This is a genomic window from Paenibacillus sp. FSL R10-2736, from assembly GCF_038000245.1.
Taxonomy (GTDB): domain Bacteria; phylum Bacillota; class Bacilli; order Paenibacillales; family Paenibacillaceae; genus Paenibacillus_AQ; species Paenibacillus_AQ phytohabitans.
On the sequence record NZ_JBBOBN010000001.1, the window covers coordinates 3,884,839 to 3,904,100 of the forward strand.

General features: G+C 49.1%; 20 protein-coding genes. 4 read left to right on the forward strand and 16 right to left on the reverse strand.

Translation table 11 applies throughout. From position 1 onward, the window contains the following. Nucleotides 1-82: 82 nt before the first annotated feature. The gene (locus NSQ73_RS16740; RefSeq protein WP_039292833.1) at nt 83-409 is read left to right on the forward strand and encodes a winged helix-turn-helix transcriptional regulator; all 327 of its coding nucleotides are present in this window, start codon (nt 83-85) and stop codon (nt 407-409) included. A 74-nt stretch (nt 410-483) separates the two neighbouring features. Here NSQ73_RS16740 and NSQ73_RS16745 read toward each other — a convergent pair whose 3' ends face one another. From NSQ73_RS16745 to NSQ73_RS16760, 4 genes are read right to left on the reverse strand one after another with little or no spacing between them, the layout of a single operon-like run. Continuing rightward, entirely contained in the window at nt 484-1,365 is an 882-nt protein-coding gene (locus NSQ73_RS16745; protein ID WP_340987355.1) for an ABC transporter permease, read from the reverse strand. Further along, a complete protein-coding gene (locus tag NSQ73_RS16750; protein WP_340987356.1) occupies nt 1,362-2,345 on the reverse strand; it encodes an ABC transporter ATP-binding protein in 984 nt (327 codons plus the stop codon). Before NSQ73_RS16750 ends, NSQ73_RS16745 begins: the two co-directional genes overlap by 4 nt. Then, nucleotides 2,342-3,466 carry a hypothetical protein gene (locus tag NSQ73_RS16755; protein WP_340987357.1) on the reverse strand — a complete coding sequence of 375 codons (1,125 nt, stop codon included), beginning with the start codon at nt 3,464-3,466 and terminating at the stop codon, nt 2,342-2,344. The genes NSQ73_RS16750 and NSQ73_RS16755 overlap by 4 nt, the downstream gene beginning before the upstream one ends. Nucleotides 3,467-3,489: 23 nt before the next feature. Beyond that, the gene (locus NSQ73_RS16760) at nt 3,490-4,005 is read right to left on the reverse strand and encodes a sigma-70 family RNA polymerase sigma factor (RefSeq protein WP_042136946.1); all 516 of its coding nucleotides are present in this window, start codon (nt 4,003-4,005) and stop codon (nt 3,490-3,492) included. A 355-nt stretch (nt 4,006-4,360) separates the two neighbouring features. On the opposite strand from NSQ73_RS16760, the gene NSQ73_RS16765 reads away from it, so the two are divergent. After that, nucleotides 4,361-4,573 carry a hypothetical protein gene (locus tag NSQ73_RS16765; protein WP_039292850.1) on the forward strand — a complete coding sequence of 71 codons (213 nt, stop codon included), beginning with the start codon at nt 4,361-4,363 and terminating at the stop codon, nt 4,571-4,573. A gap of 161 nt (nt 4,574-4,734) precedes the next feature. Here the strand turns inward: NSQ73_RS16765 and NSQ73_RS16770 are convergent, their stop codons facing one another. From NSQ73_RS16770 to NSQ73_RS16800, 7 genes are all read right to left on the reverse strand, one after another. Further along, nucleotides 4,735-5,049 (reverse strand): hypothetical protein, encoded by a 315-nt coding sequence (locus tag NSQ73_RS16770; RefSeq protein ID WP_076244921.1) that lies wholly within the window; start codon nt 5,047-5,049, stop codon nt 4,735-4,737. A 126-nt stretch (nt 5,050-5,175) separates the two neighbouring features. After that, complete coding sequence (nagE, locus tag NSQ73_RS16775) at nt 5,176-6,627, reverse strand: N-acetylglucosamine-specific PTS transporter subunit IIBC (RefSeq protein WP_340987358.1); 1,452 nt, start codon at nt 6,625-6,627, stop codon at nt 5,176-5,178. A 42-nt stretch (nt 6,628-6,669) separates the two neighbouring features. Beyond that, nucleotides 6,670-7,179 carry a PTS sugar transporter subunit IIA gene (locus NSQ73_RS16780; protein WP_340987359.1) on the reverse strand — a complete coding sequence of 170 codons (510 nt, stop codon included), beginning with the start codon at nt 7,177-7,179 and terminating at the stop codon, nt 6,670-6,672. A 21-nt stretch (nt 7,180-7,200) separates the two neighbouring features. Beyond that, complete coding sequence (locus NSQ73_RS16785) at nt 7,201-8,067, reverse strand: PRD domain-containing protein (protein WP_081972071.1); 867 nt, start codon at nt 8,065-8,067, stop codon at nt 7,201-7,203. 336 nt (nt 8,068-8,403) lie between these two features. Further along, complete coding sequence (locus NSQ73_RS16790) at nt 8,404-10,191, reverse strand: ATP-binding protein (RefSeq protein ID WP_340987360.1); 1,788 nt, start codon at nt 10,189-10,191, stop codon at nt 8,404-8,406. Nucleotides 10,192-10,236: 45 nt separating this feature from the next. Continuing rightward, nucleotides 10,237-11,145, reverse strand: coding sequence for a CHASE3 domain-containing protein (locus NSQ73_RS16795; protein ID WP_340987361.1), 909 nt, complete (start codon nt 11,143-11,145; stop codon nt 10,237-10,239). A gap of 100 nt (nt 11,146-11,245) precedes the next feature. After that, complete coding sequence (locus tag NSQ73_RS16800) at nt 11,246-11,629, reverse strand: DivIVA domain-containing protein (protein ID WP_042136936.1); 384 nt, start codon at nt 11,627-11,629, stop codon at nt 11,246-11,248. A gap of 189 nt (nt 11,630-11,818) precedes the next feature. On the opposite strand from NSQ73_RS16800, the gene NSQ73_RS16805 reads away from it, so the two are divergent. Continuing rightward, nucleotides 11,819-12,382 (forward strand): TraR/DksA C4-type zinc finger protein, encoded by a 564-nt coding sequence (locus NSQ73_RS16805; protein ID WP_340987362.1) that lies wholly within the window; start codon nt 11,819-11,821, stop codon nt 12,380-12,382. 34 nt (nt 12,383-12,416) lie between these two features. Here the strand turns inward: NSQ73_RS16805 and NSQ73_RS16810 are convergent, their stop codons facing one another. Together NSQ73_RS16810 and NSQ73_RS16815 are read right to left on the reverse strand one after the other, a co-directional pair. After that, complete coding sequence (locus tag NSQ73_RS16810; RefSeq protein ID WP_340987363.1) at nt 12,417-12,776, reverse strand: helix-turn-helix transcriptional regulator; 360 nt, start codon at nt 12,774-12,776, stop codon at nt 12,417-12,419. Nucleotides 12,777-13,564: 788 nt separating this feature from the next. After that, nucleotides 13,565-13,705, reverse strand: a complete 141-nt coding sequence (locus NSQ73_RS16815; protein WP_340987364.1) for a hypothetical protein — start codon at nt 13,703-13,705, stop codon at nt 13,565-13,567. Between the two features lie 687 nt (nt 13,706-14,392). On the opposite strand from NSQ73_RS16815, the gene NSQ73_RS16820 reads away from it, so the two are divergent. After that, on the forward strand, nt 14,393-14,911 hold the full coding sequence (locus NSQ73_RS16820; protein ID WP_340987365.1) for a GNAT family N-acetyltransferase: 519 nt from the start codon (nt 14,393-14,395) through the stop codon (nt 14,909-14,911). Nucleotides 14,912-15,051: 140 nt separating this feature from the next. Here the strand turns inward: NSQ73_RS16820 and NSQ73_RS16825 are convergent, their stop codons facing one another. From NSQ73_RS16825 to NSQ73_RS16835, 3 genes are all read right to left on the reverse strand, one after another. Beyond that, a complete protein-coding gene (locus tag NSQ73_RS16825) occupies nt 15,052-15,708 on the reverse strand; it encodes a general stress protein (protein ID WP_340987366.1) in 657 nt (218 codons plus the stop codon). Between the two features lie 111 nt (nt 15,709-15,819). Next, on the reverse strand, nt 15,820-18,315 hold the full coding sequence (gene hrpB, locus NSQ73_RS16830) for an ATP-dependent helicase HrpB (RefSeq protein WP_340987367.1): 2,496 nt from the start codon (nt 18,313-18,315) through the stop codon (nt 15,820-15,822). Between the two features lie 540 nt (nt 18,316-18,855). Next, nucleotides 18,856-19,254 (reverse strand): DnaJ family domain-containing protein, encoded by a 399-nt coding sequence (locus NSQ73_RS16835; RefSeq protein WP_340987368.1) that lies wholly within the window; start codon nt 19,252-19,254, stop codon nt 18,856-18,858. Nucleotides 19,255-19,262 lie beyond the last annotated feature (8 nt).

A 19,262-nucleotide genomic window follows, 5' to 3' on the forward strand; every position in this document is an offset into this window, starting at 1 on the left:
TTCGTCAAGTTATAATATATATTTAAATATTAATGATTACTTATTGTAAGTTTATGATATAATGAATGTTGAGGTGATGCTAATGAACAATTTCGAAATGTGTCCACGCTTCGAGAAAGCGGTCGATGTGCTTAGTAAACGGTGGGTTGCTCTGATCGTATTCGTACTGATGGATGGTCCGCGGAGATTCGGGGAAATCGAGCATTGCTTATCCAATCTAAGCGGCAAAGTATTATCCGACCGGCTGAAGGAAATGGAGAACGAAGGCATCATTCAGCGCACGGTATATCCTGAAATGCCTGTGCGTATTGAATATTCGTTAACCGACAAAGGCACGGCACTGGCTCCCATTCTTGGTGAAATCGGTAACTGGTCCACGGATTGGATTGAGATTGGCGTGACCAAATGATTGCCGGCTTGCATGCGAAGCAGCGCCCCTGAAGTTCCTTAACAAGGAAACTTTGAGGGCGCTGTTTGTTTGTCTTATAAATCTTTGCGCTGAAAATGCAAAATTCCTATCGCAAAGGCAATTACGGTATAACACACAGCATATACGATGAATGACACTGAAGGGTACGCGCTGATATTAATGATGCTGAATCCGCCGTTACTAAGAGAAACAAGACCGCCAATCTCATTCAGACTGAACAGCTCGGCGGTCATTCTGCGCTGCAAGGCATCTGCCGGCATCAGCATGGACATGATTCCGGTCAGATTATGCAGCACATTCAGCGCGTCGTTCTCCAGCCGCAGCGAACCGCTAAGCTTATCAAGCATTCCTCCCAGAAACCCTGCCCCATAGAGCATCGTCATGAACACACCGTTACCCAGCGCCGAGAAGATCCCTGAGCCCAGCATGGATACGGAGATTAACAATGGAACCACAGAAGCAAACAGCAGAAATGATTTCAATAGTGCTGCCGGATCTCTGGGAACACTCGCATGGACATTTGTGATCAGCAGGATAGCCAGAAATAGAATGAATGCATAACTTACACCCAGTGTTACGAAACCGAGCCAGCGGCCAAGATACCATTTCCAGCGGGGCAGCGGCCGGGGCAGTAATGCCTGCATGACTCCCTGTTCCGCTTCCCCGGCTATTACCGAGAACGAGCTGAAGATCGCCAGAAAGGCGATTACAAAGGCGCCGAAGAAATATCCCAGACTAAGAATAAAGGCGCCGTTCGTAAATCGTGTGAACAACTCGCTCCCGTTATGTACAGACCCTGCCCCGGGGTCATTCTTTCCAACCGTATCGGCCACAAACCAGAAGGCGATCAGAAAGACAAACGTGAGCAGCAGAGTAAGCAGCATCACCTTTTTGCGCAGCATTTCCTTCCACGTCATTTCAAGTATGGTACTCATTCGCTCTCCCCCCTATGGCTAAGTCCGGATACGGCATCCATGAACCACTCTTCCAGCCGTTCTTGTTTGCGGGTTACTTCATATAGAGTCATCCCCTGCTCCACAATCAGCCCGTTCAGCCAGCCCGCCTGCTCCTCGTTGTCCAGCTCTGCTTCCAGCCATACGACACTGCTGCCTAATTCCGGCTCTTGCCCGGTTTTTCCGGCTCCAGCGGCCGTCTGCCGGATGGTAAGCCCTGTATGCTCATTCAGCCAGGACAGCAAAAAAGGCGTATACCCGCCCACTTTGAAATGCCAGCTTGTCCGCTTGCTCAGGATCTCTGATACTTTGCCGTGCCGCAGGACCGCCCCGTTATTTAGCAGGGCCATCCGGTCGCACAGCACTTCAACATCCTCAAGCAAATGGGAGTTGAGAAATATCGTGATCCCCCTCTCCTTCAGCCGCTCCAGAATCATCCGTACTTCCATTCTCCCGATGGGATCAAGAGCAGAGGAGGGCTCATCGAGAAAAATAATTTCCGGCTCATTGACCAGCGCACAAGCCAGCCCCAGCCGCTGCTGCATTCCCTTTGAATAATGCTTGACCCGGTCCTTCCCGCGCTGACCAATGCCCACTTCCTGCAGCAGCTGTGGAATCCTTCTATCCGCCAGTGTCTTCTCGATCCGGCATAGCCTGGCATGCAGTCTGACTACCTCTTCTCCGGTTAGCCACTCCTGATAACGGTATAGCTCCGGCAAGTAACCCATCTTGGCTTTGGCTTCAAGAGAACCGAGCGGGTGACCCAGGATGGAAGCATTCCCGCCCGTTGGAGAGATGAGTCCCACAAGCATTTTGACAAAAGTACTCTTGCCAGCACCGTTGGGGCCGAGGAGGCCAAAGGCTTCCCCTTTCCCCACAGTGATGGTAACATCCCGGCAACCGCGTCCATTAGTATACTCTTTGGTCAGGGCGTTAGCATCAATTGCAGGTACGCTGCTCATTGTGTGATCAACTCCTGTACCTTCTGAATGAACTTATCCCTGTCCGGATAGACATCTCCGCCCGTAAGCTGGAGCATCTGACCATCCTGTACCCAGACTGCAGAATAGCTATAGCCTCTGCTGAATTTCATTTCGGTAAGAATAACAGGGGTGTCTGCCACCGTAATCTGTTCATCATTGCTGCCCTTTATCAGCGGCATCGGAATATCACCGGAAAGAATCCGGCTCTTCTGCAGGTCGCTTCTCAGATAATCGGGAATTAACGGAAAGTTAACTACCGCATCCAACGCTTCATCTATATCTATAGAAGGATCAACGGTAACTACAGGTGTATTCATCTGTGACAGGGTAGCCCAGTGCTCCTGATCTGGAGACAGGTCATAATTCACAATTTCGGGCAAATGCAGCGTAAGCGGTTTGCCGTCCACAGACTCCGGCAGCAGATCGTTCGAGCCTACACGCTTCAACGCCTGATTCACTTCATCCACGTTCAGTGTAAGGGTAATATCGCGGGACGGACTCACCTCTACAGTCTTCATACCAGTAATATCTTGGCCCTTCAGGGGTTCATATCCCAGCACTCCTTGTATTTCCCCAAACGGGAGCTTGCCCTCGACAGATCCGTTAGCTATCGAGAAGGTGCCAAAGGAATTCATCGTCTTGTGGAAATCCCCTTCCCCGCTCACCTGATAGAACATATCGCGCAGATCGCTCTCTTCCACGACCGCAACATCCTGCATCCGGAACTGGTTTAGAATAGCTGCCATGGCGGTATTGCCTACTGGAGTAGCCAGAATAGCGGCGAAGATGGCAACCCCTGCAGCGGCAGCAGCCCACTTACGGCTGCGGCTCAGCACTGGTCTGCGTGATTTGCGGATGGAATTCTGCGGAAGCTCTGAACCTGTATTTTCTCTTGCTCTTACTGAAGATATAGAATTGATTCCGCTTGCCGCAGAATCCGTTATAACAGTTTCCTCTGTTTGAGCCGCTAATGCTGCCTCCTGCTTGCCCCATTCGGCCCAAACCGGATTTACCGGTTCTTGTCCGAGCTTCTCCTGCAATTTAGCCCATGCCTCGTCTGTTCCCACGGGCTGAGAATTCCCGTTTGCTCTATTGTTCATTGCTTCATTCCTCCCGGATGATCTTATTCTTGCGGAAGCGACTTCACCGCATGCTGTTTCAATTTGGCGGTAGCCCGGCTTAACAGCGTGCCTACCACCGGCGGTTTCACACCGAGCTCTCCGGCGATCTCTGCATAGCTGTAACCCGAATACTTAAGCAGCAGAGCCTGCCGGTCCCGCTCGGGAAGCCCGTCCAGCCAGCTCCGCACATCTTCCTGGTCCAGCTTGCCCAGCACTACTTCTTCCCCCGTAGGGGCTGAGGCATCTGTGTCGTACATTAACTCCTGCTTATTAATCAGTCTTCGCTCCCGCACTTGCTTGTTCAGGTAATCGTATCCGATCCGTGTAAGCACTCTATGCAGCCAGGCTCCCAGAGCTTCGGGATCATCCGGCGGATTTCTGTATAGTCTCAGAAATACCTCCTGCGCCAAATCATCGGCTGCACTCTCATCCCTTACAAGCGCGGACAGCTTTCGGCGCACGATTGGATAATGTGTATAAAAAATCGATTTAAAGTTGTCTGATTCCGGAATGTCCATCAGGTAATCCTCCTTATCCGCTGCAGCTATAAGTAAGACGAAGGCTGAAGCATATTTGTATCATTCCCGTTTCAAATATTCATCCCATTCTTACCATAAGAGCTGCCGATACGCAAAATAACCCCAAAAGTGGGGCCTTAAGTTCGATGAATATTCAATTAACAGGCACTACCCGTACCCTACATGTCCATGTTAAGTATTCAGATAATTACCATCCGCAAGGTCAGAATATCCATAAATGTGACAAAAATTAATGAAATAACGCACCTATTTAGTATAGACAGGTTGCTCTGGGCGGTAAAATATAGTAATTTAAAAAGTGTAAGCTATTATAAATTGAAAGGTGGAGCTAACGATGGAAAAGATGTGTATGGAAATGATGATGAACATGTGTATGGAGGACATGATGTGCAAGATGAAGAACATGAAGATGTGCATGGAAAAAATGACCGAAATGGGCATGATGGACATGGATATGGACATGATGATGAAGAAAATGCAGGAATGCGATGAAATGATGACTATGTGTATGACCATGATGCGTGAAGGAATGCAAATGTCCAAGTAAGTGACCGCAAGTTGTTGAAGTGAATCCGCTAAATTCACTCTAACATTATATTCGCATATCATGGCAGAGCAGACTAACTGCATGCCATTTTTTATGTCTATTTTTTATTTATATTTCTGTATCTTCTACCTTATTATATCTCCGTGTATCCCTTGCCTGATCTATCTGATCTTGATATACCGATCCTGAATCTGTTTGGCTACGGTAATCCGCTCCATCTTCAGCTCCCAAATCTGCTCTTTCCACCGGTCGCTACCCTCATCATCCTCATGATCTCTCAGCTTATCGAATAACTGCAGCAGCATGAAGTTAATGTGATCGAACCGCGACCAAAGCTCTCTTACGCTATCCACTTGTTTCTGTGCTTCCGCAAGCTCTTTATAGTTCTTCAAGCGATCCAGGAGATCAGCCTGCCACTGTTCATCGTTAATTGCTATGGCGTAATTTAGAAGATCCAGATAATCATCGATTGACATGTGTACCGACTCCTTAATTTCTTTATACCAAGTATTATACTCGGTATTATGTATATTGCAATAGTTTACATAAAAAAAAGCAGACATCCAAGATGTCCGCTTCGGAATAACTATTACGCTGCAGAGTTACATCAGCTTTTGGATATCATCCTTAATCTGCTCGGACTGCGGTCCGAATACAATCTGTACAGCCCCTTGCCCCAGTCTCATTACACCGGAAGCGCCAAGCTGTTTAAGTGCAGAGTCCTTAACCGCCTTGTCATCGTTAACGTTAAGTCGCAGACGGGTAATGCAGGCATCGATGCTGCGGATGTTCGCAGGGCCACCGATGTTCTCCAGAATCTTGGCAGCCCGGGAAGAAGCTGATACGGTTGTTGTTCCTTTGCCCAAGTCAATAGCTTCATCATCCGTGTCATCTTCACGGCCTGGTGTTTTGAGATTGAACTTGACGATAATGAACCGGAACAGCACATAATACAGAACGAAGAATGCAAGCCCCACAGGAATCAGTACCCACGCATTGGTGGAGAGCTTCATGTTAAGCAGGTAGTCAATTAACCCGGCTGAGAAACCGAACCCGAGCTTCACGTCCAGCACATACATCAGGAATCCGGCAAAACCGGTAAGCAAAGCGTGTACAACATACAGAGCCGGCGCAAGGAACATGAAAGAGAATTCCAAAGGCTCAGTAATACCCGTCAGGAACGAGGCAATCGCCGAACCGATAAAGATGGAAGCGACCATTTTGCGTTTCTCAGGCTTGGCTGTATGAATGAATGCCAATGCCGCACCAGGCAGTGCGAACATCATAATCGGGAAGAAGCCAGTCATGAATATCCCTGCAGATTTATCACCGGCGAAGAAGCGCGTCAGGTCACCGTGTACAATATCTCCGGCAGCGTTCGTGAAATCACCAATCTGGAACCAGGCAATTGCGTTAATGACATGATGCAGACCAAAAGGAATCAACAGACGGTTGGCAGTGCCGAAAATAAATGCACCTACAGCTCCCAGACCGACGACCCAGGTACCAAAGTCACTGATTACATCCTGAATTGGGCTCCAGATCATACCGAGCAGAACAGCAAGAACCATTGTAGTTACTGCAGTAATGATAGGAACGAACCGTTTGCCTGCGAAGAAGCCAAGCCAATCCGGCATCTTGATATTATGATATTTCTTGTACAGGAATGCTGCCCAGGCTCCGGCAAAGATACCGCCGAGTACACCCATGTTCAGCTTCACATCGTCACCGATGAACGGCATTTGGGCCGGTATTACTTTGAGAATACTGTCAAGAATCTGATAAGCTATGAGTGCCGACAGCGCGGCTACTGCATCCCCTGCGAATCCGATAGCCACCCCAATGGCAAAGATTAGAGCAAGGTTGCCGAAGATTGCACCTGCGCCTGCATTAAGGAATGGTGCAACATATTGATTCAGGAATCTGCCTGCTGCCCCCAGAGGGAAATCCTTCTCGTAGTTAATGAGTGCGAACCCTTGCAGAATCGCTGCTGCCGGCAATGTGGCGACTGGAAGCATCAGAGACTTCCCTAACTTCTGTAAAAAAGCTAACATAATGAAATCATCTCCCGGTTTCATATTAGTACGTATATGTTTTTATAGCTTTGAAGCCACTGTAAGAATACTGTTCTTCCCTGCAGTAACGGAGCCGTAATGGAAGTCCACAACCGGCGTATACTCCGCGTTACTGGTCACAATGACCGGTGTAATGGTACGGTATCCGGCGGTGCGGATAGCCTCCAGATCGAATTCAATCAACGTCTGGCCTGCTTTCACTTCATCTCCGGTGGCAATATTGCTGATGAAGCCGTTTCCCTTCAGGCTGACCGTATCGATCCCAATATGCATCAGGACCTGCAGACCGGAGGAATGCTCCAGGATAAGTGCGTGATTGGTTTTGACCACATGGGCGATTGTTCCGTCAAAGGGAGCGATTAATCTGCCCTCGGTCGGTTCTATGGCAATTCCCTTACCCATATGCCCGCCGGCAAATGTCTCATCCGGTACTTCAGATAACGGAACGGCTTGCCCGCTGACCGGAGCGGATATCTCAATACTTGCTTCAGCATGTTTCTCTTCTTTTTTTGATTTCCATCTGGAAAACATAAATGTCACTCCTTGCTGCTGTTATTTATTTTTCTCTAAGGTCTGGAATAACCGGTGCAGATGCATGGCAAGGAAGCATATTTCTTCTTCCGGTACGTCTACGCCGAGCTTGCCTTGCATGATCTTTCCCATTTTGAGAGCCAGCTTGTATTCGTCCTTGTATTCTTTCTTGATATGCTTCACGAATGGATTATCAATGAGCGAACCCTGCAGAATCCGTTCAATAGAGAATCTCAGGTGTACCATCAGCCGGACATGATTCATACTGCCCTGTTCAAAAATAATATTGCGTTCGTTGCGGATCATATCCATCAGATCACTGACGATGTTGGAGGCTTTGACCAGCTGGCCAACCGGCACATTGCTGACCGCAGAATATACGTGATAGGTGAGGAATCCGACTTCATCTTCAGGAATCCGCACCTCGAATTCCGCACTGATCTTCTCCGCTGCCTTGTAAGCGATCTCAAATTCTTTGGGGAAGGTCATCCGGGTTTCCTCAAGAAATGGATTGACAATGTCCATCCCGCTACGCAAGCGGAAAATGGTGAACTGGATATGGCTCGGGAGCGCCAAATAGATCTTGTCGTTTAACTTGCCGGGAAACTCACGGGCGATATCCGAAATAATCTCATCCGTAATCCTCATGACCTTGGGATCTATATCTTCCAGCAGAATCTGATACTGGCTCCATTCCTCCCGGTCCTCCAGCCGAAACAGCTTCTCAATCCGGGGATCATCCGCATCAATCACACCTGCGTCTTTAAGCGCAAAACCGATGCCCTTGCCGATAATCACATATTCCTTGCTTTTCTTGCCTCCTTGGACCATCACGACATTATTTCCAATCACCCGCAAAACCTGAAATTGTTCGTTTTCCCTCGCCAAGTTCTCCCTCCTTTCCGTCCATTGCCTGATTTTTCGCACAAAAAAGAGCCAAGACTGACTCAAACGAATGAGATCAGATCTTGGCTCATGCCCTATTAAGGTAACACGCCACTTGCATATAAATGATCATTTATGATCTCATAATAAATCATACCTTGTATTCCGTCAATGGCTTTTTCGAAAAGTCAAGTTTGGCCCCTGCCGGTCTGGCTGTATCGTTGTAGTCTGCACCATTATTCAGTATTTATGCATAATAATCCCTTTATTTCGTATAAAAAAGAGTCAGACAGAACCCTGTAGAAGGAGTTCTTGCCTGACTCTTCAGTTGTAGGCTTATTAAGCCCGTTCCTGGATCCACCGGCACATCCGGGTGACTACATCTTTCATTACTACAGGCTTGCTTATGAAATCTGATGCTCCTGCAGTCAGACAGCGTTCGCGGTCTTCCTTCATTGTCTTGGCTGAAATTGCAATGATCGGAAGCTCTGTGAGTAATAGTTCTTCCCGGATAATCGACAAGGTATCGTAGCCATCGAGATTCGGCATCATGATGTCAAGCAATACAATATCCAAGTCAGGCTGTTCTCTGACCATCTGCAGACACTCGTAACCTGTCTGGGCAGTGAGGATATTCATTTCATAAGGCTCCAGGCCCTTCTGAAGTGCAAAAATATTACGTGCATCATCATCTACAATCAGCACAGTTCTGCCCTGAAGCTTCTGGAATTCCTTTTCAAACAGTAAATCCTTGCTGTTGACCTGAGTCTCCCGCCCGGCAGACTCTAACTGTTCAGAGGCTGCTGCTGCCTGAGTCTGCCCCGTGAGGCTATCAGGCTCTTCCCCGCTGTCCAGCTCACGGCATGGAAGATAGAGCGTGAACGTGCTGCCTGCACCCTCTTCACTCTCCAGGCTGATATGTCCGCCCAGCAGCTTAGCCAACTGTAGCGAGATGGATAGCCCTAATCCGGTTCCTCCGAATCTGCGCGCAGTCGTCCCGTCAGCCTGACGGAAGGCCTCAAAGATCAGTTCGCGGTTCTCCGCCGAAATGCCGATACCCGTATCTTTTACAGCAAAGGACAGTAAGGATTCATTCATGGCGTAATTCATATCCGAGTAGGAATCCAGCTTATGGACATCCACAGAGACTGAACCATGCTGTGTGAATTTGAATGCATTGGATAGCAGATTACGCAGGATCTGGTGCATCCTCATTTCATCAGTGAAGAACAGATCGGGAACCTCCGCGCCAATGTTCACTTCAAATTCTAAATTCCTTCCCTCAGCAAGCTTACCGAAATAACCCTGCAGCAGGGACGGCAGCTCTGTAAGATTAACGGCATCCATTTCCACCAGCATTTTGCCGGCCTCCACCTTGGAGAGATCAAGAATATCATTAATCATACTCAGCAGGTCACTGCCGGAATTGTAAATTACAGAGGCATATCCCTGTTCTTCTTCTGTCAATGTGTGATTGCGGTTCTCTGTAAGCAGCTGCGAGAGAATCAGCATGCTATTGAGCGGTGTGCGCAGTTCATGTGACATATTGGCCAGAAACTCCGATTTATAGCGTGAGCTTAGCTCAAGCTGTTCATTGTACCGCTCCAGCTCTATTGCTGCGTTCTCTGCCACAGACTTCTGATCCTCAAGCTCCTTGTTCACTGTCAGCAATTCACTGGTCTGGTTCTGCAGCTCCTCAGTCTGTACCTGAAGCTCCTCCGATTGCACCTGCAGCTCTTCGGATTGCACCTGCAGCTCTTCATTCATAACCTGTGAATCATGCAGGAGCTTCTGAATCTCCATCCGGGTCATCACGGAATTGACGGTCACGCCCATCATTTGCAGCAATTCATTCAGCAGCTCGAAATGATAAGGAGCCCACCGTGTAAGCGCAGCAACCTCCAGCACCGCTACCGTCTTGTTCTCAAAAACAATCGGAGCGATGACCGCAAACCGCGGAGCCGTCCTGCCCAGCCCGGAAGAGATATAAACATAATCCTCCGGCAGATGCTCGATAATGTTAACCCGCTGATCTAATGCGCACTGGCCAATCAAACCCGCTCCAGGCTGAACGAGATCTCCGCTTAAACGGGCTTCTTTGTTCTCGGCTCCAGCATACGAGTACATCCGCTCAAAAAGCTCATTCCGGTTAAGCACAAATATAGTAGCGTACTACATTTCCAGCATCAGCGACAGGCGGTTGATAAAGATCCGGCACAAAGCAGCCATATCCGTCGTTTCCTGTAGTGCAATGGACATCGAAGTAAGCTGTTCGCTGTTCCACTGATCCCGCTGCACAGTGTCCAGCAGGCCATTGGTCGCTTCTCCCAATTCATAGATCTCATCAAACGTCTTCACTTTGATGCGCTCTGACTTATTCCCTCCGCCGGCTATTTCGTTAATGGCGAGGATCACACTGTGCAAAGGATTCACAATGCTGGCTGAGAGCAGATAGGTAATAAGTGAGGCTAATAGGGCTACGAGGCCCCAAAGAATGTACATCGTAATGAGCAGCTTATGGTTGCTGTCTTTTAGATTGTTAATACGCTCATTGGTAAGCGTGCGTTCAATATCGCGGAAGTAATCGGATTGTGAGCGAATCGCATCGATCACAATTTTACCTGCATCATTGCGAAAAAAAGCACTTACAGTCTCATCCTGGCCATTCCGCTTCAGATCAACTACATATTGACCGGCCTCATCGATCCATTTCTCAATATTATCTGATATGTTATTCAGGTTCCCTACTTGCTCCGGATTATCTATAATCAGACCGTTTAGCTTCGCGAAATTAATCCGCCATTCTACAAGACCGTTGTTATATGGCTCCAGGTAAGACTCGTCCCCGGTAAGGGCGTATCCCCTTTGCCCGGTCTCCATATCCAGTACATTTTTTTCAATTTGATATGTAAGTTCATGAACCTCGATATCATGGTCACTCAGAAACACGGTTTCTTTCTCCAGGCTGGTAATCCTGTTGGAGACGATAACCAGAAACAGCCCCAGCATTAATAAAATGATGACATATCCAAGTGCGATTTTGCCACGGATCTTCAAGCTCCACGCATGCTTCTCCGGCAATGGTCCAACCCCCATCTTGCGTTATAATATACTGCATTCCCTATAATTGTAAAGGCTGGAGCAAAGGTTAACAAGCAGACCGGTTTCCAGGTGTGCAGCCCTACAAATATCCTTCTGTGCGCGGCAATCTGTCCTTGAGCTGCCGTACATTGGCTTCCAGTTTAATAATAATTTCTTCCAAATCCAGCGGATCGATCCCTTTGATAACCGGAGCAGGTGCTGTTGCTGCCTTGGTCTCGGCCTTCAACTCCTTCATTTCAATCTGCTGCTCCTGCCACTTATCCATCAGATCGGCAATGGTAGCATAGAACCGCTCATAATCCTTAATTACACTATCCAGAAACGTATCCACTTCCTCGGCATCGTAACCGCGAAGCTTCATGCTGAATTCCTTCTCATGAATAGTAAGTGCATCCAGGGTAATACCGAGCTGGCTGAACAGCTTTCTTTGCTTGTCCAACCGGCGTTTCATATGTTCGTCCATTTAAGTAACCTCCAAAGTTATGCTGCATTCATCCGGCAGTAATTATTATAACAGGGTGAAAGCAACCTGAAAACATCACTAAAGTTGCATTTCAGCAGAACGGAGCCTGCTGATTGCACTCCGGGACAATAGGGTAAGGAAAGATTACAACAGTATAACTACTCACACACCCGAAAGGAAGATGACCCGATGAGCCACTTATCAAAATCAGAGTTAACTAAGCTCCGGCAGCTACTTGAGGAGCGCAAAACAGAACTGGAACAGCATTTCTCCAGCAATGGGGCTGAAGACAGCCTGCTGGGCGATTCACTCACACTCTCTACGGGAGAACTCTCTTCTGTTGATAACCACCCTGCCGATACAGGAACCGAAACGTTTGAACGCAGCCGCGACCTGTCCATCAACACTTCGCTATCCGAAGAATTAACCGATATTGAAGCTGCACTGCAGCGGATCGAAGAAGGTACTTATGGCATCTGTGAAATCAGCAAGCAAGAAATTCCTTATGAACGTCTTGAAGCCATCCCCTACACCCGTTACGCCGTTGAATATGCCCCGTCCAGCCAGAATTCAGACGTGCGTCCCGTGGAAGAAGAAGTCATGACTCCGCCGCCTTCCGGCGCAGGCCAGGGACGGCAGGAGCATAGCGGGAGATTCGATGACGCCGGTGCCTGGGAAGCTGTCGAGGATTACGGCAGTGCAAGCTCACCTGTCACCCCTCCGGGCCAGGATACCGAAGAAGAGGATTCCTGAGCCACGGGCAGAATGACAGGTCAATAGATTAGCTTCAGAAGTTGTCTGCTACCGCCTTATTCAGTATCCCCAGACAGCGGTCCAGATCAGTCTTCACCTGCTTTTTGTACAGCTTGGCCTTCTCCTCCCCGTCAGCAGTGAAATGGTATAGGACAATCTCCTGAAAATCGACTTTGGGATCATTGCCCTTTAGCTGCTTCGTGCGGTAAAGTATCCCCTGCTGCACTAATTCATGCAGCGCACGGTAAATTTCACTTTGGGGAGGAGAATACCCATACGCTTTGAAATCTCTCCGCAGATCCTCCAGCATCTGATAACCGTATCCTTTGTGCTGTTCCACCATCGTAATCAGATATACCTTTATAAACGCCCGCTGGGCAATCATAAACGCCATAGGACACCTCCTGGGTGTTTTTTGATATGGATTCTTTGATATGAATTGTTTGATATGGATTGTTTGATAGGGTTGTTTGATATGATTTCTTTGATAGGGTTGTTTACAGTTTGTTTTGACTTACTTGTATCCCTAGTATAAACCCTATTTCCCATCATTCACAACAAGTAATGCCCAAGTGAAAATTCAGGATATCGGAAGGGTTTGAATTGAAAGTTCCTTTTTCCGGTTTGAAAAGTTGATAGGTACATGTTGAGTTTGGCTTAAGGCGTATGGGTGGGTAGGTACGCGGTGGTTTTTTTTGTATTTCTATTGTGAATTTTTCATATGTTGAATTTGCAGAATCTCTGGTATCAGTGCGGCGAAGTGGCCTTGCTTGCTCAAGCGGACTGAGATTCCGTTATCTTGTTCATTTGAGTAAAAATCGGGGCATTTCAGAATGTTTAACGGTATCTCAGTCCGCATTACATGCGGATTAGTCATGAAGAGCTCGCCAAGTTAAGGTAACGAAATATACAATTGGTAAGTTTCATCTAGATCACCCGTTGAGGTGTGGTGTTTTATGTTTCTTGGCAGCTGGATACCTGTACTGACTGGACTTATCTATTGTGATTATTTCATTTGGGAGTTTATTTATAGGGATCTATTTATTGAGAAGTTATTTAAAGTAAATATAGATGGTGAGATTTTCAATCTAATCAAACTATTATGAAATTTTCACATAGTGATATTATATCAACAAGTTTTTTGGTCTTCTGTTGATCTTCTACTGGTTTTCTGTTGATCTTTTATTGATCTTCTCGTTGATCTTCTGCTGGTATTCTGTTGGTGTTCTGTTGTTCTTCTATTGTTCTTCTGTTGGTCTTCTGCTGGTCTTCTGTCGATCCACACTGCTCTTCTGCTGCTCTATATTGAATTGTTTTATCCATCTGATTCCGTCCTTCTTTTTATTTCAATTGTTTTTGTCTGTGTGCTTTTTTGGTCAATTTTTATTTGTGTGTTTTACTTAGCCGATTTTAGTTTGTGTGTGTTCTTGGTCTGTTATTGTTTGTGTGTCTTTCTCGTCTGTTTTTCTCCATCTGTTTTTGTTTGTGTGTTTTTCCCATCGGTTTTTCTTTGTATGTTTTTCTTGTCTGCTTCCCTTGTCTGTTTGTATTCTTTGTTTGGTACTTTGCTTCTTTTTAATGCTGGAGTTTCTAATGTGAATTTTTCATGTATTGAAATTTCACTTCACTTTACAGATTTATTGTTGTAAATGCAACATAAATCATGTACTATTTTTTTACCCCCTGTGAAATAATATTGCGGGCTGCAGCAGACACGGCAAGATTACCCGAGCGAACAGTCCTAAATGTTGTACAAATTGCAACTTGTATGTATTGATCCAAGGTAATTCGTAAGGATTGTTGTATGAAATACAAGAATCGACCACGCATAGCGGCTCAAACACAGGGAAATGCTGCTTTTTCTACAACAATTTTCGAATATACTCGATATTCTGCCGGGAATGTTGTATTTCGTGCAGGATTTTAGTCAGTGTCTCTAGTCTCTGAAGTTCAGGTTATACAGGGTAGATATAATAACGGAAGAATGTTTGAGATAAGGAGGAATCATAAATGAGTATAACTATAACAAAATGCTCGGCCGGCGATTTGGGCTTACTTCAAGAAATTAGTGTTGAGACCTTCAGGGATACATTTGAGCATCAAAATTCTGCAGAAGTTATGCAAGCCTATTTAGAGAAAGCTTTTAACCTGGAGCAATTAAATATCGAGTTATCTAATACCGCTTCTGAATTCTATTTCATCTATTCTAAAGGGGAGCTTGCCGGGTATTTGAAGGTAAACACGAATGAAGCCCAATCTGAATATGTGGGTAACCATTCGCTTGAAATTGAGCGGATCTATATCAGGAGACCCTTTCACAAACAGGGACTTGGAAAATATCTGATAAATAAAGCCATAGCAATTGCGGTAGAGCGGGATATCGAGAAAATTTGGCTGGGCGTGTGGGAACGAAACGGGAGTGCGATTGCTTTTTATACAAAAATGGGGTTTGTCCAGACGGGGACGCACTCTTTCTATATGGGGGATGAGGAACAGACTGATTATATAATGACGAAAAAGCTTATTTAGCTTAACCTGACATGGCTTTATTCTGCAAAATGGTAACCTCTGGATAAAAGCAATAAGGACTGCCCCAGGCCAACATCTCCTGATAGGCAGTCCTTGCTTTCATTCATCATTTATGATCATGTTCAGGCCAATTTGCACATTTAGAATTTGTCGCGGTTATAGAGATCCGGATCGCTGTCGGCGTTCATCGCACCTCTGTTACCCAGCGTGTTACCGACCCTCGTATCCTCAGGAATAATATCGGGATTCGTAGGTCCGCGGTCTGCCAGTGTGCTGTTTACGGTATCATCGGCATAGAGGCTGTCATAACGGCTTGCATTAAGGGAACGGTTGCCCCGGAAAACATTATGGATATCCCTGCCGCGACCGTTGTCGTCAACGAGGACGAGGATTTTGCCGCTGTCCACATATCCTTCGTAATCACGCGCTTCATCCTCCGGAATGCCGAGTCCGATTAATCCGCCCACGAGTCCGCCTGCACCTGCGCCGATTGCAGCACCTGTCAAAGTGGCTACAATGGGACCTGCCGCGAGGATCGGTCCTATCCCCGGGATAGCGAGTGCGCCGATTCCTGCAAGTAATCCGGTGATTCCGCCGACTACGCCCCCGGTTGCCGCTCCTGTTGCTACCCCTTCCGGCGCCATCGTTCCTGTATCCTCGGAAATGCTTTTTAAATCATCACGATCCCGTGTAATTACTGAAATATCGTCGTTAGTGAACCCTTGACTCTGTAAACTTTCAATTGCTCTGGTCGCTTCTTGTTCTGTATCGAATACACCTACGATTTTATCTGTCACTTGAAGCCCTCCTTCGAAATTGTCGTTCGCTATTGTATTACCCGTTCACAGGTGTGCCAAACAGCGATTCCAATTCTTTGCGGGCTAATTTGCGTTAATATGCAAAAATGTTTATTTCGACGGACGGGTGCGGTTGGTTGGAATAGCCTGCAGCGGATCATCCGGCCAGTAGTGCTTGGGGTAGCGGCCTTTCAAATCTTTTTTGACCTCAAAATAAGTGCCCTGCCAAAAGCTGGCCAGGTCTGAGGTCACCTGCATCGGCCTTCTGGCCGGAGACAACAGATGTAGCAGCACCGGAATCTTCCCTCCGCCAATCCTCGGCGTATCGGTCTGCCCGAACATTTCCTGCAGCCTCACGGCCAATACCGGAGATCCCGGATTGCTGTAATCCAGTGGAATACGCGAACCGCTAGGCACGGTAATATGTGTGGGCGCTTCTCTATTCAGCGTCTGCCTGCTGTTCCAGTCCAGCATATTCTCCAAAGCCTGCGTCAGATTCACACGCTGCAGATCGCGCAGATTGCGCATTCCATGGATATACGGGGCCAGCCACTCGTCCAGGGTATCGCATAGCGCAGCATCGGACATATCCGGAAAGTCCGCCCGCAAGGCATGAAGGAAGCCCATCCGCTGGCGCAGCTGGATGGTTCCCTTGTCCCACGGCAGCCGTTCCAGCCCTTCTGCAGCAATCACTTTCAGCAGTACGTGTTCCGTCTCTTCTGCGGTTGCGCGTTCATGCGTCGTCTCCTTCAGGATGAGTGCGCCCAGCCTGGTTACTCTGCGCGCCTTCACGCTTCCGCTCTCGCTGTCCCAGTAGACTTCGCGCTCTTCAAGAAGGCTGTCCGCATGATGCTTCAGCAGTTCCTGCTCGGAGAGCTCTGCGGCAAGCATGATCCGGCTCTGCCCGGCACGGTCATCCACGCCGGGCGCCACAATATAGGGCGAGCGCGCCAGCGGCTGGCCCTCGCGCATCGCCGCCCCCCGGCCGCCGGAGAGGAGAAACGCGCCATCGCCGCGCTTCTGCCCGATGCGGTCGGGATAGGCGAACGACAACAGCAGCCCGCTGAGGCTGATGTTGTCTATGGCTTCACCCGGCGCTGCGTGCAGCTGCGCCAGGAAGTTCCGGCTCTCGCGCTGCACCGCGCGCAAGATCGCCGGGTCTGCTCCGCCGCTTGCAGCAGCGGAGCTTCCGGACCCGAGCAGCGCCTCCACGCGCAGCGTGAGGTCGCTGCTTAGTGCCGCGGGACCCTTGAAAAGGTCCCGCTCCTGCAGCAGCGCCGCGAGCAGTGCCGCGAGCGGCGCCGCTGCTAGGTCTGCCGCGCGCAGCAGCATGTGCGCGATGCGCGGGTGCGCGCCGAGCGCGGCCATGCTGCGGCCGTGCGGCGTAATGGCGCCGCCGGCGTCCAGCGCGCCGAGCTGGCGCAGCAGCGCCGTGGCCTGCGCGTAAGGCGCGGCAGGCGGCGCATCGAGCCAGGCGAGCGCTCCGGGCTCCGGCACGCCCCACAGCGCCAGCTCCAGGGCAAGCTGCGCCAGGTCGGTCTCCATAATCTCCGGCACGTTATCGTCCGGAAGGCGGTCATGCTCCTCCCGGCTCCACAGCCGGTAGCACACACCCGGCGCCGTGCGGCCGGCCCGGCCGCGCCGCTGATCCGCCGAGGCCTTCGAGACCGGCACCGTGGTCAGGCGCGGCATGCCGGTGCGCGGAGAGAACACCTGGGTCCGTCTAAGACCCGTGTCAATCACCGTGCGCACACCTTCAATCGTCAGACTGGTCTCGGCGATGGATGTCGCCAGAACGACCTTGCGTTCTCCCGGTACAGCCGCTGCGACCGCTGCTTCCTGCATCTGCTGCGGCAGCTGGCCGTAGAGTGGACGCAGCACAGTTCCCTCCGGAAGACCTCCGGAGGCCAGCTCCTGCTCCGTCCGGCGGATCTCCCGTTCGCCCGGCAGGAAGACCAGTACATCCCCCGGCTGCTCGGTAAGTGCCCGGCGCACGGCTGCGGCCGCCGCTAGCTCGGGATAGATCTTGTCGGGGCCCGGTACATACACCGTTTCAACCGGATACGTCCGTCCCGGACAGTTGACTACCGGTGCCCCGCCAAGCAGAGCCGATACCCGCTCACCATCCAGTGTCGCCGACATCACCAGAATGCGCAGATCCTCCCTCAATACACTCTGCGCTTCGAGCGTCAGCGCCAGCCCCAGATCAGCATGCAGGCTCCGCTCATGAAATTCATCGAAAATCACGAGTCCGACATCACCTAGCGAAGGATCGCTTTGCAGCATTCTCGTTAATACACCTTCTGTAACCACAACAATACGCGTATTCCTGCCCACCATGGTATCCATCCGCATCCGGTATCCGACCGTCTGACCGACACTTTCCCCGAGACAGGAAGCCATATAAGCCGCCGCCGAACGGGCTGCCAGACGTCTGGGCTCCAGCATGAGAATGGTTTTGCCGGCCAGCCAAGGCTCGTCCAAAAAAGCCGGAGGGGTCCCTGTGGTCTTACCCGCTCCCGGCTCGGCGATCAGTATTGCCGCAGTAGTATCTGTAAGTATTCTTTTCAGGTCAGGGAGCACCTGCATAATTGGAAGCTGCTTCATTTCATCTCTCCATCATCCGCTACAAATTAGGTATAATTGGAATTAACATACTTTAATCAGCTATATCCATTTCATTATCATGGGCGAAACCGGCCCGGATATCAAGGAGTTCAGCTCAAATTAAGATTATAAACTGCCTGCGGACTAACAACGGACGACTTGTTTGAATTGAAGGCTCTCCTTTACCGGAGACTCTGGCTCAAGTTTTAACTGTAATTTGTACAACTATAACGGGCTATTTCTGCCTTAGAGCCGGTTTAATTGCACTCTCTACACTTATTAAATTCTCTTATGCCGTAAAAGAACAATTCTCCTATTTTTAGTTGTACAGAATGCTGTTATCCCGGATCATCCGCTTCATCTCCGTCTTTTAACTGCAGGAAATACAACTATCCGCTAACGCTCTGTATTATTGTCTGCACTATAAGAGCTCACGGTACAACCCTCTGCTATACAGACTATGTATATTTTAAGCTCCACCTATGTACACAGAGAAACAGCCCCCAGTTCTTCGAACCGGAGGCTGCTCCTACATATTCCCTACTCGTCCATTCCTTCAAGGCGCTGCCGGATCTTATCGCCGTAATCCATATAAGCCGCACTGCCGTCCAGTCCGCGTTCCTGCAGCAGGATCTGCAGGCGCAGGCGCTTGAGGGACAGCCTGGATTCCAGCTCCTTGCGTTCGCCGCTATCGCTGTTCCCGCTGCGATGGCAGGCAGCCAGCAATTCTTGCAGGGTTACACACTCCGCACGCAGAGAGACTTCTTCGGGCAGCAGCCCTGCATTCTTCATGATCTTGTAGGACATCCGCAGATCCTCAGGCACTCCCGAGAGATCCTCCAGTTCCAGCGGCTTGCCATGCCCCGGCAGATTAGCAAACTCTCCGCTGCGCATGGCCTCCTGAATTCTCTGTTCTGCAAGCCAAGATAATATAGCCATACACACCG